Raw genomic sequence first — 20,629 nt, 5'->3', positions numbered from 1 at the left:
ATCCACCTCAGACAATCTTCACGGCGATGGGGGTTAAACCGTCTACGTTTCCGGTGATCACATCCCCTTTCACTACCGCCCCCACGCCTTCTGGGGTGCCGGTATAGATCAGATCGCCCGGCTGCAGTTCAAAGAAACCAGACAGATAGCTGATGGTTTCATTCACAGACCAGATGAGGTGGCGAATATCGCTACGCTGATGATCGTCGCCGTTGACCTGCAACCAGATTGGCGCATTGTTAACATCCACACTTTCGCTGGCTTTATGCAGCGGCGCGATGGGCGCGGAGAGATCAAACGCTTTGCCAATTTCCCACGGACGCCCCATCTGCCGCATCTCCATCTGCCGATCACGACGAGTCATATCCAGACCGGTGGCATAGCCCCAGATATATTCGTGCGCTTTTTCCAGCGGAATATCACTGCCTTTTTTGCCAATCGCCACCACCAGCTCTATCTCATAGTGATAGTTATCGGTTTGCGATGGGTACGGCAGTTCGAGGATCTGACCAGCCGCCACCGGGACTACCGCATCGGCAGGTTTACAGAAAAAGAACGGCGGTTCGCGATCCGGATCAAAGCCCATTTCACGGGCATGGGCGGCATAGTTACGGCCCACGCAGTAAACACGGCGCACAGGAAATTGTTCATCACAGCCAACAACCGGAACGGTAACAGGCGCTTGTGGTTCAAATACGTATTGCGTCATTTTCTCTCTCCCAAATTAATAGCGTGCTTCGCGGAACAACCCCAGTGCTTCCTGAACCGGTCTGTCCGAAAAACTGAATAAGACGGTATCTTCGTGGGTCTGGAACGACACGCCGTGCCAGGTTGGCACCACAAAGATATCTTTTGGCGAAAAGTTGAAGGTCTCGTTACCAATGGTGACCTGCCCACATCCTTCCACCACGTGGTAGATAGTGCTGTCGGTGGTACGCGCCATTCGTGAGGAAAAGCCCTGCGGCAACAGTTGCAGGAAGGTTCCCATCGAAGGCATGGGATAACCGCCGGTTACCGGGTTGACGTAACGCATCTTGTAACCGTCCCACTCATCGGCGTCGCCCATGCGCGTCAGGTCATGCAGTGCTTCACGGCTGCGATCGTAGCGATAGTTAAAAATCGGCGATGAGTTACCTTTCTGATGACGCAGCGGCAGCATATTGGCCGCGTAGCGCGGTAAGTAATCCCCTTCCTTGCGCGTGACCGGCTGCTGATCTTCCGGGTAGTCTTCCGCAAAGCCACAGCCCAGCAGGTTCACCAACGGCAGGTCCAGACCGTCCAGCCACACCACCGGTTCACTGCCCGGGTTGCCGTGATCGTGCCAGCGCCACTGCGGCGTCAGAATAAAATCGCCTTCATGCATTTGGGTGCGCTCACCATCCACGGCGGTAAATGCGCCTTTCCCTTCGACAATAAAGCGCAGTGCAGACTGATTATGACGATGACTCGGCGCAACCTCGCCCGGCATAATTAACTGCAATCCCGCGTACAGCGTTGGGGTGATTGAAGACTGTCCACGCAGCATTGGGTTCTCCAGCACCAGCACGCGGCGAATCGCCTCTTTCGCGCCAATCAGATCGCCACTTTCCAGCAGCAGCGGGCGGATCTCCTGATAGTTCCAGTACGCAGGCGCGCAATGTGCGTTCGGTGTTGGCGGCACCAGGCGGTGCAGCGACTCCCACAGCGGGGTCAGATTCTGCCCGGAAATATGCTGGTAAAACTGCTGACGGCTGTTCTTAACGTCCTGATTCAGTTCAGACATAGGGATTCTCCTTATTCATTCACAACACCTGCGCGTGGCAGAGTATTTGAGGCAGAGGCCGACTGGCGGATAACAACCGTCAGCAGCGTAAGCATTACCGCGCTGATGGCCGCCGGGACGGCAATAATGAAAAACAGGTTATCGAATGAGAAATTCATCGCCATCATCACCCCGCCGGAAAGCGAGCCGACAATCGCGCCGCAGCGCCCCACTGCATTAGACCAGCTGACGCCCGTCGCCCGGCTTTGTGTCGGATAAAGCGTGGCGGTTAACGCATTAAGACCAACCTGAGAACCGCTGATGCCGATGCCGGTGCCAAAAATAGCCAGTGCCATCAGCCACAGACCGTTTTCGCTCAGGCCAATCATGACGATGCACACTGCGCCCAGCGCATAACTCACGGCCAGCACGCGGAAAGGATTGTATTTGTCCATCAGCACGCCCAGCGCCAGTGCCCCCAGCGTTCCTCCAATCTGGAAGGCGGCAGTTACCAAGGAGGCATGCTGCAGATCAATTCCACGATGGTTAAGCAGCGTTGGCATCCAGCTGGAGAGCAGATAAATAATCAGCAGGCTCATAAAGAACACTACCCATAGCATCAGAGTAATAGGCAGCTGTCGCCCAACGAACAGCTGGCGAATGCTGCCTTTAGCAATTGCGGCACCCTCGTTGAGATAAAAATGGGTATTGTCATAACGTTCCCGGGTGATGGCACTGACGGTTCTGGCAATCACGTTTTGCGGCAGTTGACGACGAACCTGCCAGCGCGGGGATTCCGGTAGCGCAAACAGCAGAGCAACAAATAACATTAGCGGTAGAACGCCTCCCAGCACCAGAATGCCGTGCCAACCAATCACCGGCACCAGCTGTGCGCTGACGATACCGCCCATTGCCGATCCCAGAGTAAAGCCACAGAACATCATGGTGACCAGTGCGCCACGCCGACGCGCGGGCAGGTATTCCGAGGTCATAGTAATGGTATTCGGCATCGCGCCGCCCAGCCCTAAGCCGGTAAGAAAGCGCAAAATAACCAGCGTTTGCAGATCGGGTGAAAAAGCCGAAATTAGACTAAGCGCACCGAACAGCGCCACGCAGAGTTCTATCACTCGTTTGCGGCCAAAACGGTCGGACAGCGGGCCACAGAGCAGCGCGCCAGCGGTCAGCCCCAGCAGACCTGCACCAAACAGCGGTGCCAGATCGCCGGCAGTAAGCTGCCAGTGAGTGCGAATATCGGGTGCGATAAAACCAATCGCCGCGGTATCAAATCCGTCGAGCATGACAACCAGAAAACAGCAGATGATAACGCGCCACTGGGTCTTACCGACGGGGGCGGAATCGATCAGTGCTTGTAGATCACGTTGTTGAGTCATAGTGAATGCCTCAGTGCAGGTAGAGTAGATGTCTGTTTTGTTTTAGGTATGTTGCGACTTTGTATGTTTGGAGATGAAATGTACAATGGCTTTTCATGCAGAGGCATAACCTGGAGGTTATAGCAAATGGCAAACTGGGCGCAGAAACTGAAGTTGCAACACCTGCAAACGCTTATCGCGCTGGGCGAACAGGGAAATCTGACGCACGTCGCCCGGATGATGAATATCACCCAGCCCGCGTTGTCGAAATGGTTATCACAGCTCGAAGATGAGATTGGCATCACGCTCTTTGAACGTCACAGTAAAGGCTTGCGTCCTTCCGAAGGCGGCAAGTTGCTACTGCAACATGCCCAACGCCTGATCAATGATATGGAGCGTTCGCAGTATGAAATCGCCCGTTTTAAGCAAGGCGGCCTTGTAGGGAGTCTGAAGATTGGCTGCTCGCCGGTAGCGACCGACTGTGTTTCACAGGCAATACTGGGTTTGCTCACAGAACTGCCAACCCTGCATCTAAATATTGAAGAGAAAGTGATGACCCCGCTGCTGCACGATCTGCTCGCGGGTTCGGTGGATGTCGTCGTCGGTCGGGTCGGCGGTCGGGCGCTTCAGTTGCCGCTCAATTATCAGGTGCTGTATACCGAGCCGGTCTGTTTCGTCGCCCGCCCCGATCATCCCTTGGCAAAATATCCCCTGCTCACCTGGCACGATCTGGCTAACTGGCGCTGGATTGTCTGGCCGACAGGAACCCCTATCCGGATAAGCATTGATAACGCGCTGGTTGATAACGGCGTAATGTTGCCGGAAAACATCATTGAATCGGCATCAATCAACGTCAGTACCAACCTGCTGCAAAGTAGCGACATGATCTCTATTCTTTCTCTACGGCTGGCACAACGGTATGCCGCCCAGGGACAACTGGCTATCCTGAATCTGCCGAAGATTGAACAAAAAGGCAGCGTCGGCGTATTCTGGCGCAACAACGAAACGCCTACTACCGCCCTGAATCGTTTTCTGTACTACCTGGCACAAGTTTAGCGCGGAGAGTTAGGGCCATCGCCCGATGTTCCAGATATCTATTTCCTCTATGCTTAGAATTCATGATGTGATCGGTAGCACGTTTTTAAGTTTAATTGTATGATGAATCAGTCTCGTCAAGGGTTTCAACTATGAGCAAAGCACTGAACGTTATCTGGCAATATTTGCGCGCATTCGTCCTGATTTATGCCTGCCTCTATGCAGGTATTTTTCTTGCATCGCTACTCCCTATCACCATTCCGGGCAGCATTATCGGCATGCTGATTCTGTTTGTCTTACTGGCTTTGCAGGTGTTACCGGCAAAATGGGTTAACCCCGGCTGCTACGTGCTGATTCGCTATATGGCCCTGTTGTTTGTCCCGATTGGCGTGGGGATCATGCAGTACTTTGACCTGCTGCGCGCGCAATTTGGTCCGGTGGTGGTGTCTTGTACCATCAGTACGCTGGTCGTTTTCCTGGTGGTGAGCTGGAGCTCGCACATTGTGCACGGTGAGCGCAAAATCGTTGGGCAAAAAGAGGCTAAAGCAAAAAAATGATGTCGTATATCTGGTGGTCATTACCTCTTACGCTGGCGGTATTTTTTGGCGCACGTAAGCTGGCAGCTCGCTTTAAAATGCCTTTGCTGAACCCTCTGCTGGTCGCCATGGTGGTAATTATTCCCATTCTGCTGCTGACAGGTATTCCCTACGATCACTATTTCAAAGGCAGCGAAGTGCTGAACGATTTGCTGCAACCTGCCGTGGTCGCGCTGGCCTATCCGTTATACGAACAGTTGCACCAGATTCGTGCCCGCTGGAAATCAATCATTGCTATCTGTTTTGCCGGGAGCGTTGTGGCGATGGTAACAGGTACAACAATCGCCTTGTTGATGGGCGCATCGCCGCAAATTGCCGCGTCTATCATGCCAAAATCGGTCACCACGCCTATCGCTATGGCCGTGGGAGGCAGTATTGGCGGCATTCCGGCGATCAGCGCCGTATGCGTCATTTTTGTCGGCATTCTCGGGGCGGTATTTGGTCATACGTTACTCAATGCCATGCGTATCCGCACTAAGGCCGCTCGTGGGCTGGCAATGGGCACCGCGTCGCACGCCCTGGGCACCGCACGCTGTGCGGAACTGGACTATCAGGAAGGTGCGTTTAGCTCACTGGCGCTGGTCATCTGCGGCATTATTACCTCGCTGGTAGCCCCGTTCCTGTTCCCGATTATTCTGGCAGTGGTGGGTTAATCTTCATTTTTTAGCTATTTATTTGCGATGCGTTGCACATTTTTCATTTAAGTTTCATAAGTTGCATACACAATGAGATTTGGATCACATATAAAGCCATAACAGGCCCGTAAACTACGATTCCATTACATTGTTATGAGGCATCGCCATGCATCCACGTTTTCAAACTGCTTTTGCCCAACTCGCGGATAACTTGCAATCAGCCCTGGCCCCTGTTCTGGCGGATGTGCATTTCCCCGCCATGCTGACTGCTGAGCAGGTCTCTTTGCTGAAACGCGAATCGGGACTGGACGAAGACGCGCTGGCATTCGCTCTGCTGCCGCTGGCTGCGGCCTGCGCACGTACTCCGCTGTCCAACTTCAACGTTGGGGCAATTTCTCGCGGCATCAGCGGCAACTGGTACTTCGGTGGGAACATGGAGTTCCTGGGCGCGACCATGCAGCAAACTGTTCATGCCGAGCAAAGCGCTATCAGCCACGCCTGGCTGCGCGGTGAAAAAGGGCTCGCCGCCATCACCGTCAACTACACGCCGTGCGGCCACTGTCGCCAGTTTATGAACGAACTGAACAGCGGACTGGATTTACGGATTCATCTGCCGGGACGTGCGCCACACATGCTGCGTGATTACCTGCCAGATGCCTTCGGCCCGAAAGATCTGGAGATTAAAACGCTGCTGATGGACGATCAGGATCACGGCTTCGCGCTGCAGGGCGATGCGTTGACCCAAGCGGCAATCACTGCTGCCAACAGATGTCATATGCCGTACAGCAAATCCCCAAGCGGCGTGGCGCTGGAGTGTAAAGATGGCCGTATTTTTAGCGGCAGCTATGCTGAAAATGCCGCCTTTAACCCGACCCTGCCACCGCTGCAAGGCGCGTTAAACCTGTTGAATCTGAACGGTTATGATTATCCAGATATCCAACGCGCCGTGCTGGCTGAAAAAGCCGACGCGCCGTTGATTCAGTGGGATGCGACCTCCGCCACGCTGAAAGCACTGGGCTGCAATAATATTGAGCGCGTTCTCCTGGGTTAATCGACTCAATAACGCCGGTTCGTAGGCCGGATAAGGTGTTTACACCGCTATCCGGCACTATGCAGAATGCCTAAAATCCCCTCAATCAGACTGCTGTTTCTTGCGCTACGTCTTCCGGTACAGTAGCCTGATTGAAATTCCATCCAAATAACGAGTTTTCTGCATGTTAAAGCGCGTGTTTTACAGCCTGTTAGTCCTGCTAGGCTTGCTGCTTTTGACTGTGCTTGGACTCGATCGGTGGATGAGCTGGAAGACGGCTCCCTACATTTACGACGAACTGCAGGATTTGCCCTACCGCCAGGTCGGTGTGGTTCTGGGCACGGCGAAGTATTACCGCACCGGCGTCATCAATCAGTATTACCGCTACCGTATTCAGGGCGCATTGAACGCCTATAACAGCGGGAAGGTAAACTATCTGCTGTTAAGCGGCGACAATGCCCAGCAAAGCTATAACGAACCCATGACGATGCGTAAGGATCTGATTGCCGCAGGCGTCGATCCCGCTGACATCGTGCTTGATTACGCCGGGTTTCGGACGCTTGACTCCATCGTGCGTACCCGCAAGGTGTTCGACACCAACGATTTCATCATTATTACTCAACGATTCCACTGTGAGCGCGCCTTGTTTATTGCGCTGCATATGGGTATCCAGGCCCAGTGCTACGCCGTACCTTCGCCAAAAGATATGCTCACCGTGCGGGTTCGTGAATTTGGCGCGCGTTTTGGCGCACTCGCCGATCTCTACATTTTCAAACGTGAGCCCCGTTTTTTAGGTCCACTGGTGCCCATCCCTACCATGCATCAGGTACCGGACGATGCGCAGGGGTATCCGGCGGTCACGCCTGAACAATTACTCGAATTACAAAAGAAACAAGGAAAATAAGCATGGAAGGAAAAACGATCTTTATCGTTATTGGCGTACTGATGATTGTTCTCTGGACGTGCAGAGAAGGCCTGAAGGGACTACGTTCCGGTATCGTCGAGAAAACAGTGAAAGGTTCGCAGACGCCAATGATCATTTCTCGCGCTAAAGAACCCAGCACTTACTGGAGCTATATCATCGTTTATTTCGGTATGGCCATTGGTGCATTGTTCACTGGTATCTGGTTACTCTTTATCAAATAAAAAAACCGATGCAGAACGCCTCTGCACCGGTTTTATTTTTCTCTTCCCAGATTACTTCTTACGCGCGTACTTCAGTGAGTCCAGCGCGACCGCGAAGATAATAATGCCGCCCTTGATAATATACTGCCAGTATGGGTTCACGCCGATGTAGGTCAAACCGTAGTTGATGACGGTGAAGATAATCACACCGGTCACTACGCCAAACACGGTACCTACCCCGCCGCTGAACGACACGCCGCCAACCACGCACGCCGCAATCGCATCCAGCTCATACATAAAGCCGAGGTTGTTGGTCGCTGAGCCGATACGTCCGGCTTCCAGCAAACCACCGAAGGCATAGAACACGCCAGACAACGCATAGATAATCAGCAGGTTCAGCGCAACGTTTACACCGGACACTTTCGCAGCTTCCGGGTTTCCGCCGATGGCGAAAATGTTTTTACCGAAGCGAGTCTTGTTCCACAGCACCCACACAAAGGCCACCGCAATCAGCGCATAGAAAGTGATGTAGGAGAGTCGGAAACTGCCCAGTGCAATAAAGCCCTGCGCAAAGGTTGAGAATCCGCTGTCAAAGCCAGAAATTGGCGATGCACCGACGAAGTCGTAGTACAGGGAGTTGATCCCGTAAACGATAATCATCGTACCCAGTGTGGTAATAAACGGCGTTACGTTCAGATAAGCAATGATAATACCGTTCACCAGACCGATAATGGCGCCAATCACGCAGACAATCAGCACCACTACAATGATCGGCATCGTCGCCATTTCCGGGAACACCTTGTTGGCATTCTCCATCGACTGCAACAGAGTTGCCGCCACCACTGCCGCCAGGCCAACCTGACGCCCCGCCGACAGGTCGGTCCCTTGGGTAACAATCAGTCCAGCCACACCCAATGCGATAATAATACGCACCGAGGATTGCGTGAGAATATTACTCAGGTTCAGTAAGCTTAAGAAAGTGGGATCCTGGAAAATAATAATCGCCAGCAAAACCAAAAGAACAACGTAAATTCCGCCTTCTTTCAGGTAAGTAAGAAAACTTTTCTTATTTAACGCACTCATGAGGAGCCCCTAATCTTAAAGGTGCAAAGACGCAAGACGGAGGATTTCGTTTTGCGTTGTTGTTTTAGTGTCAACAATTCCAGCAACGAGACCATTGCTCATCACCAGAATACGATCGGTAATACCCAGCAGCTCCGGCATTTCAGAGGAAATAATAATAATCCCCTTATCCTTTTTCGCGAGTTCGGCAATCAACTGATAAATTTCAAATTTCGCGCCAACATCGATTCCACGCGTCGGTTCATCCAGCATCAGAATTTCTGGCTGCGTTAATAACCAACGACCAATAACCACCTTTTGCTGATTACCGCCAGAAAGTGAACCGATTTGCGTACGATGACCCGGTGTTTTTACCCTCATGGAGTCAATTACCCACTGGGTATCACTCTTCATGCGGGAATTATCCAACAGACCAACTTTGTTTTTATAGTTTTGGATATTGGAAATTAACGAGTTAAAACCAATGTCCAGATACGCATAAATACCGGTGGAACGGCGCTCTTCCGTGACCAGTGCAAAACCATGGTTGATGGCTTCATTTGCACTGTGATTATTAATTTTTTTGCCGTGTAGCGTAATCGTACCTGATGATTTCTCACGAATACCAAAAAGCGTTTCAACGATATCCGTGCGTTTTGCGCCTACCAGACCTGCAATCCCAAGAATCTCCCCTTTGTGCAAATCAAACGAGATATCACGAATCGACGGCTGGCGCAGCGAGGTCAGGTTACGCACTTGCAGAATGACTTCACCAGGTTTGTTTTCTTTATCCGGAAAACGTTGGTTCAGTGAACGTCCGACCATCATGGCGATGATCTTATCCATATCCAGCCCTTCCAGCGGCTGGGTCGCAATCCACTGGCCATCGCGCAGAACGGTAATTTCATCGCACAGCTGGAAGATTTCTTCCATTTTGTGAGAGATATAGACAATACCGCATCCACGCTCTTTCAGCTTACGGATGATGGTGAACAGATGGTTAACTTCTTTTTCAGTTAACGATGAAGTTGGCTCATCCATGATGACGATTTTGGCGTCATAGGAGAATGCTTTCGCAATTTCAATCATCTGCATTTGTGAAACAGATAATGTGCCGACACGCGCACGCGGATCGATATCAATATCCAGTTCATCAAATATCGCTTTGGTATCACGGTACATTTTTTCCTGATCGACAAACATGCCCTTGGTGGGATAGCGTCCCAGCCACATGTTGTCCATTACAGAACGTTGTAATACCAGGTTTAATTCCTGGTGTACCATCGAAATACCATTTTCGAGCGCTTCTTTCGCAGAATGAAAATCGATTTCTTTACCCTGAAATAAAATACTGCCGGAATCTTTTTGATAGATGCCGAAAAGACATTTCAATAATGTTGATTTCCCCGCGCCATTCTCTCCCATTAGGGCGTGAATAGAATGCGGGCGGACTTTTAAATTGACATTATCAAGCGCCTTAACGCCGGGGAAGGACTTGTTGATGCCGGTCATTTCCAACAAGTATTCGCCTGACGACTGAGTATGTGTGCTGACCATAATTATACCTTGTTGGCCTTGCAGAGTGCGTTATTAAGGGCGCAATGAAATTGCGCCCACATACGGAGTATTTATTTGTTGGTGAACTCTGCCAGATTATCTTTATCGACACCTACGTACGGAACGCGAACAATCTTGTTCTCAATTTTCCAGTTAGTGCCATCTGCCGCACCTTTGCCGTCAGCCAGGTTTTTCGCCAGATCAAAGGTGGCTTTCGCCTGGTTGTTGGCATCGTTCAGGACGGTACCGGCCATGGCGCCAGATTTCACCAGAGCCAGCGCTTCAGGCAGCGCATCCACACCAAATACTGGTACGCTGGTTTTGTTGTGCGCTTTCAGCGCTTCAACTGCACCCATTGCCATCGCATCGTTGTTAGCGATAACCACTTCAATTTTGTTCGCGTTTGGACCAGACATCCACGCATCCATCTTATCTTTCGCCTGAGCGGTATCCCACATTGCAGTATCTAACTGCAGCTGCTCAGTTTTAATGCCTTTGTCGTTCAGCTCTTTAATCACGTAAGTGGTACGTGCTTCAGCATCCGGGTGTCCCGGTTCGCCTTTCAGCAGAACAAACTGAATTTTGCCGTCTTTGTTCAGGTCCCAGTTCGGGTTAGCTGCCCAGTGTTTGGCAATCAAATCACCCTGAATAATGCCGGACTCTTTAGAGTCGGTACCGACGTAATACGCTTTGTCATAGCTGTCCAGCGCTTTACGAGAAGGTTCTTTGTTGAAGAATACGATCGGTACGTTCTGTCCGCGTGCTTTTTCAATGACCGTGCCAGCAGCTGCCGGGTCAACCAGGTTAATCGCCAGTGCTTTAACGCCTTTTGCCAGCAGCACGTCGATCTGATCGTTTTGTTTGGACTGGTCGTTCTGCGAGTCGTTCATCAGCAGCTGTACATCTGGTGCCGCTTTGGCATCTTTTTCAATAGCCTTACGTACTACAGACATAAAGTTATCGTCATACTTATAGATAGTCACACCAATGCGGGTATCAGCAGCGTGCGCAGCCGCGCCGAATAACATGCTTGCCATTACAGCAGACAGGGTCAACACCTTCTTATTCATGGTATCTCCGGTTTTATTATGCAGGGTAGTACTTGAGATAAATGCTCGGCAGGCAGAACGTTACTGAAGTGTTACTGAACGCCGAAGCTCACTTTTAAAAAATATTTCTTCCGTGTCTGGCAACGCTCCAAAAACAGGCTTTAATTTTTGTTTAAGGCACCTATACCTCGATGAAAGTGATTATTCACCGTTACATAGTAGTTACAGCGCAACAAACAGTGTCATCATAGCTATCGCATTGTTAATATACTGTGAATTTACTCACATATTGAAAGCGGTTACATCGCGCAACGTTATGAGTTAGTGATCGGTGCCGCATTCTGCCGCAGCGCTACTGAGTGACGACGCACCAGCGTTGGCATAAAACAATGCGACGCCTGCGGATCCAACGTGCCAGCCGCACCCTGTAGCGCAAGCTCCGTCGCCATTTTTGCCATTGAGGCAATGGGATAGCGCACAGTGGTTAGCTGCGGATCGGTGTAACGCGCGATGGGAATATCATCGAAGCCAATGATAGAAAGGTGTAATGGAATAGCGATGCCGTTATCTTTTAGCGCAGTCAGCGCGCCGGCTGCCATATTGTCGTTGTAAGCAAAGACCGCCGTCAGTTGTAAGTTACGCCCCAGCAGTTCCACCATCGCGGACTCTCCGCCCTGCATATCGGGCGAACCGGTGCCGACCCAGCTTTCTGCCGCAACAATCCCCTGCTCTTGCAGGGCAGTTAACCACCCTTCTTTGCGCATGGCGTCATCTTCAATACGGTGGCTTGATGCCAGATAACCGATGCGTTGATGACCATTATTTAGCAGCATTCGGGTAGCCATTTTGGCACCGCTGATGTTATCCAGGCAGACGCAACGGTGTGCGTAGCCAGGAACAAGGCGGTTGATCAGAACCATGCCGGGAATTTGATCCATAAACTCGGCCAGCTCCCGATCGCTCAGTGCTTTAGAATGTACAATCAGCGCGTTACAGCGTTGGCGAATCAACACCTCAATGGCATGACGTTCTTTTTCCGCCTCATGGTAGCTGTTGCCAATCAGGACATACTTCTGATGCTGCTGGGCAACCATATCCACGGCTTTTACCAGCGCGCCAAAAAACGCATCTGATACATCCATGACGACAACACCAATCGTGTCGCTTACCTGCGTCGCCAGTGCTTGTGCGTTGGCATTAGGTCGATAGCCAAGCTGAGTGACTGCCTTCATTACCGCTTCACGCGTATCGGGACTCACCAGCGCACTGTTGTTCAGTACGCGGGAAACGGTCGCTACAGAAACGCCAGACTGCCGTGCCACATCACGAATGGTTACCATATTCACTGCCCTGTTTTAGATTGCGGCTGCCCACAGACACCCCAGGCTGGGTATTTTGTCAGCACAATGAAACGGACTGCGTGAGTGATGTCACAGGAATGAAAGCGCTTACATCCATTTTGTTAATGAATGTGATCCAGATCGTTATCTGGATGTTCGCGGTAATGATGTCCCCGCAGCACGCAGGGTTAATTGACGCCACAGCCATTCCACCGGGCCCTGGCGGTAAAAACGCAGCCATATGACAGAGAAAAGTAAGTTAATCGCCCAGACAGGGATGACGAAAAACAGCAGCTCCAGCCGGTCAAATTTCATAAATAAACCAGCCTGATAAAACAACGTGGTGCAGATTAAGGTTTGTAACAGATAGTTGGTTAATGCCATGCGCCCCACACAGGCGATAGCAATGACCCATTTGAAGCGACTAAGCTGCGGCCAGAAACCAAACATCAGCGCGGCATAACCAATGGTTTGCAAAGGCGCACCCAACTCTCGCGGGGCTTGTAACAGGAAGGCACACCAGCGGTAGGACCAGTCCAGTTGCCACTGAGCGATGATAGCAGGCAGGTTAATCGCCATGCCGATAATAACCAGCAGAACGCCAGTGCGTCGATAATGCTGCAAACTGTACTGCCCTTTTAGCCAGCCGCTACGCATCAATGCTGCGCCGAGTAGCATCATCCCCGCCAGTTGCCAGCCATATTGCGCGCCTAACGCCAGCAAGCTATTGGACATCATATCCACGCGATTGCTGATTGCTTCCATTCCGCCGTTCACTTTCCAGTATTTTTCATACAGCAGCGCTGAAGCATCCGGCGTCCAGGCCCGGCTGGTTTCGCTCCCGGAGATCACACCCAACAGCAGCAATACACCAACGCCCGCCAAATAAAGCACCACGCCGGTGTTAAACAAGCTTTTCACCGACGGCGCATCCCGGATCAGCCGCCAGCAAATCAGGCCGATCAAGCCATATGCCAGCAGGATATCGCCATCCCAGAAGAGTAAACCGTGAATGAATCCCAACAGCACCAGCAACGTAAGCCGCGACTGGATCCAGCGTTTACCACGCGGGAGCAGCATTTGCAGACCAGCACCAAACAGCAGAGCAAACAGCGTGAGGAATTTTACCTGCGCGAAGAGATCGAGCAGCGCCCAGGTCCAGGCGTCAGATAAGGTAATGTCGCCATACCACGCGGGATTGAGATATGCCGCCTTCGGCAAGCCAAAGGCGCTAATATTGAGAAGCAGGATACCAAGAATGGCAACGCCACGAATAAAATCCAGCGTGACATTACGCTCCATGGTTCCTGCCCTAATCAGTTGTGATGACGTACTGCGCGCAGGAATTCCTGACGCGTGTTCTGGCTGGACTTAAACAATCCGCCAAGAGAAGTGGTGGTGGTCGCACTGGTCGCATCGCGAATGCCGCGCGCTTTCACACAGTAATGCACCGCATCAATCGATACCGCCACATTATTCGTCCCGAGCAGCGTTTGCAGCGCGGTGAGAATTTGCTGAGTCAGACGTTCCTGTACCTGCGGACGCTGTGCAAAGAACTGCACAATGCGGTTAATCTTCGACAGACCAATGACCGAATCTTTCGGAATATACGCCACCGTCGCTTTGCCATCGATAGTGACAAAGTGGTGTTCGCAGGTGCTGGTCAGCGTGATATCACGAACCGTGACCATCTCGTCCACCTTCATTTTGTTTTCAATGACGGTGATTTTCGGGAAGTTGGCGTAATCGAGGCCGGAGAAAATCTCATCGACATACATTTTCGCAATGCGATGCGGAGTTTCCATCAGACTGTCATCGCTCAAATCGAGATTGAGCAATTGCATAATCTCGGTCATATGGCCAGAGATAAGACGTTTGCGTGTTTCGTTATCCATCTCTTGCACGGGCGGGCGCAGCGGGGTTTCGAGACCACGCGCAACCAGCGCTTCATGAACCAGTGCCGCTTCTTTACTGAGTGATGACATTTCTTCTTCTCCTGCAGGTGGGGCGCCTCTGCCCTGCATGGGGCAAAGTTTTTAGGCTGTGTCACAGCCAGAACATTGTGCGTGAGGCGGCGCACATAATCCAGTATTCACCGTGATAATTATTGAAATTGGCACAGCCTTTCAGCGTTGCTGATTTCACTTGTCGTTCAGCCCGGTGACGTCGAGTGTTAATGTAAAGTTATATAGATGATGAAGTATGTTTGCTCAATGCGGAAGTGAAAGTTACTCACAGTGCTATGAATAATCTGTATTATGATGAGTTCGCAAACACATTCAGGTTCAACACAACAAGGAGCCACGCATGGAAATGCTTGAAGAGCACCGCTGTTTTGAAGGCTGGCAGCAACGCTGGCGTCACGACTCCGCCACGTTAAATTGCGCCATGACCTTCAGTATTTTTCTTCCACCACCCCGTGATAACGCCGCACCTCCGGTGCTGTACTGGCTGTCGGGCCTGACCTGTAATGATGAAAACTTCACCACCAAAGCAGGCGCGCAGCGCATTGCAGCTGAGCTGGGTATTGTTCTAGTGATGCCGGACACCAGCCCGCGCGGCGAGCAGGTTGCCAACGATGACGGCTACGATTTAGGTCAAGGGGCCGGATTTTACCTCAATGCCACCCAGCAGCCGTGGGCAACGCATTTTAGTATGTATGACTATCTGCGTGATGAGCTTCCGGCACTGATTCAGTCGCAGTTTAACGTCAGCGATCGCTGCGCCATCAGCGGACACTCCATGGGCGGCCACGGCGCATTGATTATGGCGCTGAAAAATCCCGGGAGATACACCAGCGTTTCCGCCTTTGCGCCGATCGTAAACCCTTGTCGCGTTCCGTGGGGTGAGAAGGCTTTTAGCGCTTATCTGGGCGAAGATAAAACACAGTGGGCAGAGTGGGATAGCTGCGCGTTAATGCTGGCCAGCAAACCCGCAGACGCGATTCCGACGTTAATCGATCAGGGAGACAGCGATCAGTTTCTTGCCGATCAGCTGCAGCCCGCGGTACTGGCCGAAACTGCCCGTCAGACCGCATGGCCAATGACGCTACGCATCCAGCCTGGTTACGACCACAGCTATTACTTTATTGCGTCGTTTATTGAGGATCACCTGCGCTTCCACGCCCAGTATTTGCTGAAGTAATTCCTGAGTTGAGGGCGGAAGCCCTCTTCATTTCTCCATCATTCCTTCACTTTTTCTCCTTTTTTCTTCCCCAACTATCTTATTGATTAAAAAAGCATTTCACTCCAAATCACATCAAACACAAATGATTTCTATTATCATTTGTGTTTACAAATATTCATACTTTTGTACAATCCCCCCGCTTCTTTACTGAAAAGAGTCCTTAAAAGACAAATACATACAATTGTCATGGCCTTTCACATGACGCGCAGTTTGATTCATTTAAATGGAATGATACAAATGACTATACCTCACGTTAAGGCTGTAGCTGCCGCAGTATGCGTCGCCTGCCTCCCATCACTCGGCCATGCCGCTGAACAAGACACCGTGGTCGTTACCGCTACCGGTTTCGAGCAGAAAATTCAGGATGCCCCGGCTTCAATATCTGTTATTACCAAGCAGCAGATTGAGGACAAAGCCTATCGAGATGTCACCGATGCGCTAAAAGATGTCCCTGGCGTCGTCGTCACTGGCGGGGGGAGCAGTAGCGATATCAGTATTCGCGGTATGGCTTCGCAATACACACTCTTCCTGGTCAACGGTAAACGCATCAGCACCCGCGGTACACGTCCTAACAGCGACAACTCAGGTATTGAGCAAGGTTGGCTGCCGCCGCTGGAATCCATCGAGCGTATCGAGGTAATCCGCGGCCCGATGTCATCCCTCTACGGCTCCGATGCGATGGGCGGCGTCATTAACGTCATCACCAAAAAAGTGTCGAATACTAAAGCCTGGACCGGCTCTTTGCACGGCGATGCCACTTTCCAGGAAGACAGAGACTCCGGCGATATTTACCAGACCAACGCCTATGCGTCTGGACCACTGATTGACGGATTACTTGGCGCGAAGGTGACCGGATTATTCTCCCACCGCGCAGAAGATGAAATCGTAAATGGCTACAATGAACAGCGTATGCGTAGCGGGGGATTAACCCTGAACTTTACGCCAGATGATAAAAACGACATCGATTTCGATTACGCACGTGAATTGCAGGATCGCGACAGTACGCCAGGCAAATCCATGGCAGAGGAAAACTGCCGTAACGGAAGCTGTAAGCCCAACAGTAAAAGCGAAAACAAGTATGTGCACACCACGTACTCAATAACCCACAGCGGTTATTACGACGACTTCAACTCCACCAGCTATGTCCAGCAGGAAGAGACCGACAACCCCGGTCGCCAGATGAAGTCCTACAACACGATTTTCAATAACCAGAACCAGGTATTCCTTGGGGCGCACACCCTGACGTTGGGCGGGCAATACCGTTATGAAAAACTACGCGATAACGGCAACCAGCTGCAAGCGGCTGATGGACTGAACAAACTGACCCGCTGGAGCTGGGCGCTGTTTGCTGAAGATGAATGGGCCGTTACCGATACCTTCACGCTGACCGGCGGTCTGCGTATGGATAAGGATGAAAACTACGGTGACAACTGGACGCCACGCGGCTATGGCGTATGGCATCTGAGCGATCAGTGGACCTTAAAAGGTGGCGTTTCCGCGGGCTATCGTGCACCGGATCTGCGCCAGTCTTCTGCCAGTTGGGGACAGGTTACCGGCGGTGGCCGTCTGAACGGAATCATTGTCGGCAACCCGGATCTGAAGCCAGAGAAAAGCCTCAGCGAAGAGATCGGTTTACTGTGGGATAACGGCAACGACCTCAACGCAGGCGTTACGTTGTTCAATACCGACTTTAAAAACAAAATCACCGAAGTTCGCCGTTGTAACAGCAGTTCCGATCCGGCCTGCACCATCGGCGGCACCCATTATGACTTCGTCAGCGATCGCGTTAACGTCGATAAAGCCAATATGCGCGGCGTAGAATCCACCTTCGGCTGGAAAATAACCTCCGACGTCAACTGGACCGCGAACTACACCTACACGGAATCTGAGCAGAAAAGCGGTCAGTTCTCTGGCCAGCCGTTGAACAAAATGCCGAAGCATATGTTTAACACGACGCTGGACTGGCAGGCTACGCAGGATCTCGGTTTCTGGAGCCGTCTGAATCTGCGCGGGAAAACGTCTGAATACCTGAGCCGAACCTCTATGGCACAGGGCACCCCGTCCTATACTCAGGTCGACGTTGGTTTACGTTACTATGCTACCAAGGATCTGTTGATGACCGCTGGCGTGTATAACGTGCTGGATAAACAAATCGATTACGATACCTACGACACCGTCCTTGATGGACGTCGTTACACGGTTGGCATGACTTACAGCTTCTAAGTCTGACGCAATAAAAAACCCCGGTACTCATCATGCCGGGGTTTTTGTTATGCTTTTTTATACTGTTACTTCTTCACGCGACCCGGGAATTTCATTTCGCTGTAGCGAACAAAACGGGTTCCTTTGGTCAGCTTATAGCCAAACCAGATAATCAGGAACAGCGGGATACCGATATAGGTAGCCATCACGCCGCCCCAGTCAATGCTGTCTTTCAGGAACGCTTCGTAGTTCTGACCCAGGGTGATAATCAGGCACAGCACAAAGGCGAAGATCGGCCCCAGCGGGAAGAAGCCAGAACGGTACGGCAGGTCCTTCACATCGTGACCCTGCAGCACATAACCGCGACGGAAGCGATAGTGGCTAATAGCAATCCCCAGCCAGGCGATAAAGCCCGTCATCCCGGAAGTATTCAGCAGCCACAGATACACGGTCTGGTTGCCAAACATTGAAGTCAGGAAGCACAGCCCCGCCACCACGGTGGTCGCATACAGCGCGTTACGCGGTACGCCGCCACGAGACAGTTTGCCGAAAATACGCGGCGCTTTACCGTCACATGCCAGGGTATAAAGCATACGCGTGGAGGCGTACATCCCGGAGTTACCTGCCGACAGCACCGCCGTCAGGATAACTGCGTTCATCACCGCTGCCGCAGACAGCAGACCCGCATGCTGGAATACCAGCGTGAACGGGCTAACGCTGATGTCTTTTACATCGTTACGCAGCAGGCTTGGATCGGTGTACGGAATGATCAGGCTGATAATCAAAATCGCGAACACATAGAACAGCAGGATTCGCCAGAATACCTGACGTACCGCTCGTGGAATGTTCTTTTCAGGATCTTCAGATTCGCCAGCCGCGATACCGATAAGCTCTGTCCCCTGGAAGGAGAAGCCGACTATCATCGCCACGCCAATCATCGCAGCAAAACCACCGGCAAACGGTGCATCACCGGTCGTCCAGTTGCTCCAGCCCACCGGCTGAGCGCCTTTGAAGATACCGAAAATCATCATCACACCAACCACGATGAAGATAATGACGGTGGTAACTTTGATCAGTGAGAACCAATATTCCGCTTCACCAAATCCGCGAACGGAAATGTAGTTCAGCAGGAAGATAACGCCGAGGAACAGCGCACTCCAGATCCAGCCCGGCGTGTCCGGGAACCACCAGCTCATCACCAGCTGTGCGGCCACCAGGTCAACGGCAATCGTTACCGCCCAGTTGTACCAGTAGTTCCAGCCCAGCGCGAAGCCAAAGCCCTCTTCTACGTAGTTCTGACCGTAGGTGGAAAACGAGCCGGAAACCGGCATATAGGCAGCCAGTTCACCGAGGCTGGTCATCAGGAAGTACACCATCAGACCGATCAGAATATAAGAGAACAACGCGCCGCCTGGACCCGCTGCAGAAATAGTTGCACCAGATGCAACGAAAAGACCTGTACCGATGGAGCCTCCAATGGCAATCATCGTCAGGTGACGCGCCTTCAGTTCACGACGTAGCGTGGGCGCTTCTGTGGTTTTAGTTTCGGAAACCATGTGAAAATGCTATCCATCCAAAAAATGAGGCGCGATTGTAGCAGACGAAATGGCATTCTTCCGGCACAAATACGCTGTTATAAGAGACCTTCATGACTGGCCGCGGATTATAAGTAAAGCAGAAAATATGCGGCGCACAGCGGTTAAGATATAACCGCCGTTCTACAGAGATGACCTTACGACAGTAAGCGCCCTATTCTCCCAGCTCGACCTGATCGCTGTAATGTAAAAAACGCGTAATGGCATTGGAGATGTGTTTTTGCCTGTGATGCACTCGCCAGAGAGTACGGACTAAACGCGGCAGCGGCACGGGAACTTCGCTCAGCGTTCCCGCCTGCAGCTGCTCCGCAATGACCCGACGCGACAAGCAGCTGATCCCGAGACCATGGCGTACCGCATGCTTAATGGCCTCTGAGTTACCCAACTCCATTGCCATCTGAAATCTCGGCAGATGAGACAACAGCAGGTAATCCACCAGTTCACGCGTACCGGATCCTCGCTCACGCAGGATCCACGGCGAAGCCGCCAGCTGTTCCAGCGTAACAGGCCCCTTTGTGAGCGGTGACGACGGTGCGGCAAACACCACCAGCTCGTCTTCCAGCCACGGTTCAGAGATAATTTCAGTACTGTGACACGGCCCTTCGATCAGCCCAATGTCTACCCGAAAATCAAGCACAGCATTGATCACATCCTGACTGTTACCCACGCTCAGCTCGAGCGGCAAATCAGGAAAATCCTGCCGATAGCGGGCGATCATAGCAGGCAAGATATAGTTACCAATGGTGCTACTGGCATAGACCCGAATGGCACCATTATCTTCGCGAAAAAGCTGCTCGATTTCGGTCGTTTGCTCAAGTAACGCCAACGCTCGTGGGTAGAGCAAACGCCCGTGCTCGTTGACCACTAGCCGTTTGCCGACGCGGTCAAACAGTTGCACGCCGAGTTGCCCTTCCAGATCGGTAAGTGCCGCACTCACCGCCGATTGCGACAATGCCAGCATGACAGACGCCTGGGTCGTTGAACCGCTTTTTAGTACCTCAGCAAACACTTCAAGTTGCCGCAAGGTGATATGCATAGTCGTTTTCCACCGGATATCCGTTACTTACCACTTATAGAGATTAATTATAAATATATAATCAATTTTA

At 51.7% G+C, this 20,629-nt stretch carries 19 protein-coding genes; 8 read left to right on the top strand and 11 right to left on the bottom strand.

What is annotated here, in order from left to right:
• Window positions 1-7 precede the first annotated feature (7 nt).
• The 3 genes from OGX90_RS08795 to mhbT are packed head-to-tail and all read right to left on the bottom strand — an operon-like array spanning window position 8 to window position 3,132.
• Window positions 8-709 carry a fumarylacetoacetate hydrolase family protein gene (locus tag OGX90_RS08795; protein ID WP_032943989.1) on the bottom strand — a complete coding sequence of 234 codons (702 nt, stop codon included), beginning with the start codon at window positions 707-709 and terminating at the stop codon, window positions 8-10.
• 15 nt (window positions 710-724) lie between these two features.
• Complete coding sequence (gene gtdA, locus OGX90_RS08790; RefSeq protein ID WP_008785260.1) at window positions 725-1,762, bottom strand: gentisate 1,2-dioxygenase; 1,038 nt, start codon at window positions 1,760-1,762, stop codon at window positions 725-727.
• Window positions 1,763-1,773: 11 nt separating this feature from the next.
• A complete protein-coding gene (gene mhbT, locus OGX90_RS08785) occupies window positions 1,774-3,132 on the bottom strand; it encodes a 3-hydroxybenzoate transporter MhbT (RefSeq protein ID WP_286623551.1) in 1,359 nt (452 codons plus the stop codon).
• 126 nt (window positions 3,133-3,258) lie between these two features.
• Here mhbT and OGX90_RS08780 point away from each other — a divergent pair, with 126 nt between their 5' ends.
• The 6 genes from OGX90_RS08780 (at window position 3,259) to OGX90_RS08755 (ending at window position 7,553) form a co-directional block, all read left to right on the top strand.
• On the top strand, window positions 3,259-4,167 hold the full coding sequence (locus tag OGX90_RS08780; RefSeq protein WP_008785262.1) for a LysR substrate-binding domain-containing protein: 909 nt from the start codon (window positions 3,259-3,261) through the stop codon (window positions 4,165-4,167).
• A 131-nt stretch (window positions 4,168-4,298) separates the two neighbouring features.
• A complete protein-coding gene (locus OGX90_RS08775) occupies window positions 4,299-4,703 on the top strand; it encodes a CidA/LrgA family protein (RefSeq protein WP_003834497.1) in 405 nt (134 codons plus the stop codon).
• Window positions 4,700-5,395, top strand: a complete 696-nt coding sequence (locus tag OGX90_RS08770) for a CidB/LrgB family autolysis modulator (protein WP_003027380.1) — start codon at window positions 4,700-4,702, stop codon at window positions 5,393-5,395. Before OGX90_RS08775 ends, OGX90_RS08770 begins: the two co-directional genes overlap by 4 nt.
• Window positions 5,396-5,543: 148 nt before the next feature.
• Window positions 5,544-6,428 (top strand): cytidine deaminase, encoded by an 885-nt coding sequence (gene cdd, locus OGX90_RS08765; RefSeq protein ID WP_032943994.1) that lies wholly within the window; start codon window positions 5,544-5,546, stop codon window positions 6,426-6,428.
• A gap of 163 nt (window positions 6,429-6,591) precedes the next feature.
• Window positions 6,592-7,311: an outer membrane permeability protein SanA gene (gene sanA / locus OGX90_RS08760; RefSeq protein WP_003027383.1), complete on the top strand. Its 720-nt coding sequence runs from the start codon at window positions 6,592-6,594 to the stop codon at window positions 7,309-7,311.
• Between the two features lie 2 nt (window positions 7,312-7,313).
• Window positions 7,314-7,553 carry a DUF2542 family protein gene (locus OGX90_RS08755; RefSeq protein ID WP_003834502.1) on the top strand — a complete coding sequence of 80 codons (240 nt, stop codon included), beginning with the start codon at window positions 7,314-7,316 and terminating at the stop codon, window positions 7,551-7,553.
• Between the two features lie 51 nt (window positions 7,554-7,604).
• Here OGX90_RS08755 and mglC read toward each other — a convergent pair whose 3' ends face one another.
• The 6 genes from mglC to folE form a co-directional block, all read right to left on the bottom strand.
• On the bottom strand, window positions 7,605-8,615 hold the full coding sequence (gene mglC, locus OGX90_RS08750) for a galactose/methyl galactoside ABC transporter permease MglC (protein ID WP_003027393.1): 1,011 nt from the start codon (window positions 8,613-8,615) through the stop codon (window positions 7,605-7,607).
• 15 nt (window positions 8,616-8,630) lie between these two features.
• Entirely contained in the window at window positions 8,631-10,151 is a 1,521-nt protein-coding gene (gene mglA, locus OGX90_RS08745) for a galactose/methyl galactoside ABC transporter ATP-binding protein MglA (RefSeq protein WP_003027396.1), read from the bottom strand.
• A gap of 71 nt (window positions 10,152-10,222) precedes the next feature.
• Window positions 10,223-11,221, bottom strand: coding sequence for a galactose/glucose ABC transporter substrate-binding protein MglB (gene mglB, locus OGX90_RS08740; protein ID WP_003027399.1), 999 nt, complete (start codon window positions 11,219-11,221; stop codon window positions 10,223-10,225).
• A gap of 293 nt (window positions 11,222-11,514) precedes the next feature.
• Window positions 11,515-12,540, bottom strand: a complete 1,026-nt coding sequence (gene galS / locus OGX90_RS08735; RefSeq protein WP_020996668.1) for an HTH-type transcriptional regulator GalS — start codon at window positions 12,538-12,540, stop codon at window positions 11,515-11,517.
• Window positions 12,541-12,684: 144 nt separating this feature from the next.
• The gene (gene yeiB / locus OGX90_RS08730) at window positions 12,685-13,842 is read right to left on the bottom strand and encodes a DUF418 domain-containing protein YeiB (protein ID WP_286623549.1); all 1,158 of its coding nucleotides are present in this window, start codon (window positions 13,840-13,842) and stop codon (window positions 12,685-12,687) included.
• A 14-nt stretch (window positions 13,843-13,856) separates the two neighbouring features.
• Window positions 13,857-14,525, bottom strand: a complete 669-nt coding sequence (gene folE, locus OGX90_RS08725) for a GTP cyclohydrolase I FolE (protein WP_003027410.1) — start codon at window positions 14,523-14,525, stop codon at window positions 13,857-13,859.
• A gap of 322 nt (window positions 14,526-14,847) precedes the next feature.
• On the opposite strand from folE, the gene fghA reads away from it, so the two are divergent.
• Entirely contained in the window at window positions 14,848-15,684 is an 837-nt protein-coding gene (fghA, locus tag OGX90_RS08720) for an S-formylglutathione hydrolase (protein WP_286623548.1), read from the top strand.
• 279 nt (window positions 15,685-15,963) lie between these two features.
• Window positions 15,964-17,949: a ligand-gated channel protein gene (locus OGX90_RS08715; RefSeq protein ID WP_003834514.1), complete on the top strand. Its 1,986-nt coding sequence runs from the start codon at window positions 15,964-15,966 to the stop codon at window positions 17,947-17,949.
• Window positions 17,950-18,014: 65 nt separating this feature from the next.
• Here the strand turns inward: OGX90_RS08715 and lysP are convergent, their stop codons facing one another.
• A complete protein-coding gene (gene lysP / locus OGX90_RS08710) occupies window positions 18,015-19,484 on the bottom strand; it encodes a lysine-specific permease (protein WP_003834517.1) in 1,470 nt (489 codons plus the stop codon).
• Window positions 19,485-19,677: 193 nt separating this feature from the next.
• A complete protein-coding gene (yieE, locus tag OGX90_RS08705) occupies window positions 19,678-20,559 on the bottom strand; it encodes a DNA-binding transcriptional regulator YeiE (protein WP_003834519.1) in 882 nt (293 codons plus the stop codon).
• Window positions 20,560-20,629 lie beyond the last annotated feature (70 nt).

This window comes from Citrobacter sp. Cpo012 (genome assembly GCF_030333015.1).
GTDB classification, from domain to species: Bacteria; Pseudomonadota; Gammaproteobacteria; order Enterobacterales; family Enterobacteriaceae; genus Citrobacter; species Citrobacter portucalensis.
This window is presented reverse-complemented; position numbering and strand designations above follow the sequence as displayed.

Bases quoted from the DNA above. Each gene is read 5' to 3' on its own strand.
- OGX90_RS08795 (WP_032943989.1), bottom strand. From the start codon at position 709: ATGACGCAATACGTATTTGAACCACAAGCGCCTGTTACCGTTCCGGTT.
- gtdA (WP_008785260.1), bottom strand. From the start codon at position 1,762: ATGTCTGAACTGAATCAGGACGTTAAGAACAGCCGTCAGCAGTTTTAC.
- mhbT (WP_286623551.1), bottom strand. From the start codon at position 3,132: ATGACTCAACAACGTGATCTACAAGCACTGATCGATTCCGCCCCCGTC.
- OGX90_RS08780 (WP_008785262.1), top strand. From the start codon at position 3,259: ATGGCAAACTGGGCGCAGAAACTGAAGTTGCAACACCTGCAAACGCTT.
- OGX90_RS08775 (WP_003834497.1), top strand. From the start codon at position 4,299: ATGAGCAAAGCACTGAACGTTATCTGGCAATATTTGCGCGCATTCGTC.
- OGX90_RS08770 (WP_003027380.1), top strand. From the start codon at position 4,700: ATGATGTCGTATATCTGGTGGTCATTACCTCTTACGCTGGCGGTATTT.
- cdd (WP_032943994.1), top strand. From the start codon at position 5,544: ATGCATCCACGTTTTCAAACTGCTTTTGCCCAACTCGCGGATAACTTG.
- sanA (WP_003027383.1), top strand. From the start codon at position 6,592: ATGTTAAAGCGCGTGTTTTACAGCCTGTTAGTCCTGCTAGGCTTGCTG.
- OGX90_RS08755 (WP_003834502.1), top strand. From the start codon at position 7,314: ATGGAAGGAAAAACGATCTTTATCGTTATTGGCGTACTGATGATTGTT.
- mglC (WP_003027393.1), bottom strand. From the start codon at position 8,615: ATGAGTGCGTTAAATAAGAAAAGTTTTCTTACTTACCTGAAAGAAGGC.
- mglA (WP_003027396.1), bottom strand. From the start codon at position 10,151: ATGGTCAGCACACATACTCAGTCGTCAGGCGAATACTTGTTGGAAATG.
- mglB (WP_003027399.1), bottom strand. From the start codon at position 11,221: ATGAATAAGAAGGTGTTGACCCTGTCTGCTGTAATGGCAAGCATGTTA.
- galS (WP_020996668.1), bottom strand. From the start codon at position 12,540: ATGGTAACCATTCGTGATGTGGCACGGCAGTCTGGCGTTTCTGTAGCG.
- yeiB (WP_286623549.1), bottom strand. From the start codon at position 13,842: ATGGAGCGTAATGTCACGCTGGATTTTATTCGTGGCGTTGCCATTCTT.
- folE (WP_003027410.1), bottom strand. From the start codon at position 14,525: ATGTCATCACTCAGTAAAGAAGCGGCACTGGTTCATGAAGCGCTGGTT.
- fghA (WP_286623548.1), top strand. From the start codon at position 14,848: ATGGAAATGCTTGAAGAGCACCGCTGTTTTGAAGGCTGGCAGCAACGC.
- OGX90_RS08715 (WP_003834514.1), top strand. From the start codon at position 15,964: ATGACTATACCTCACGTTAAGGCTGTAGCTGCCGCAGTATGCGTCGCC.
- lysP (WP_003834517.1), bottom strand. From the start codon at position 19,484: ATGGTTTCCGAAACTAAAACCACAGAAGCGCCCACGCTACGTCGTGAA.
- yieE (WP_003834519.1), bottom strand. From the start codon at position 20,559: ATGCATATCACCTTGCGGCAACTTGAAGTGTTTGCTGAGGTACTAAAA.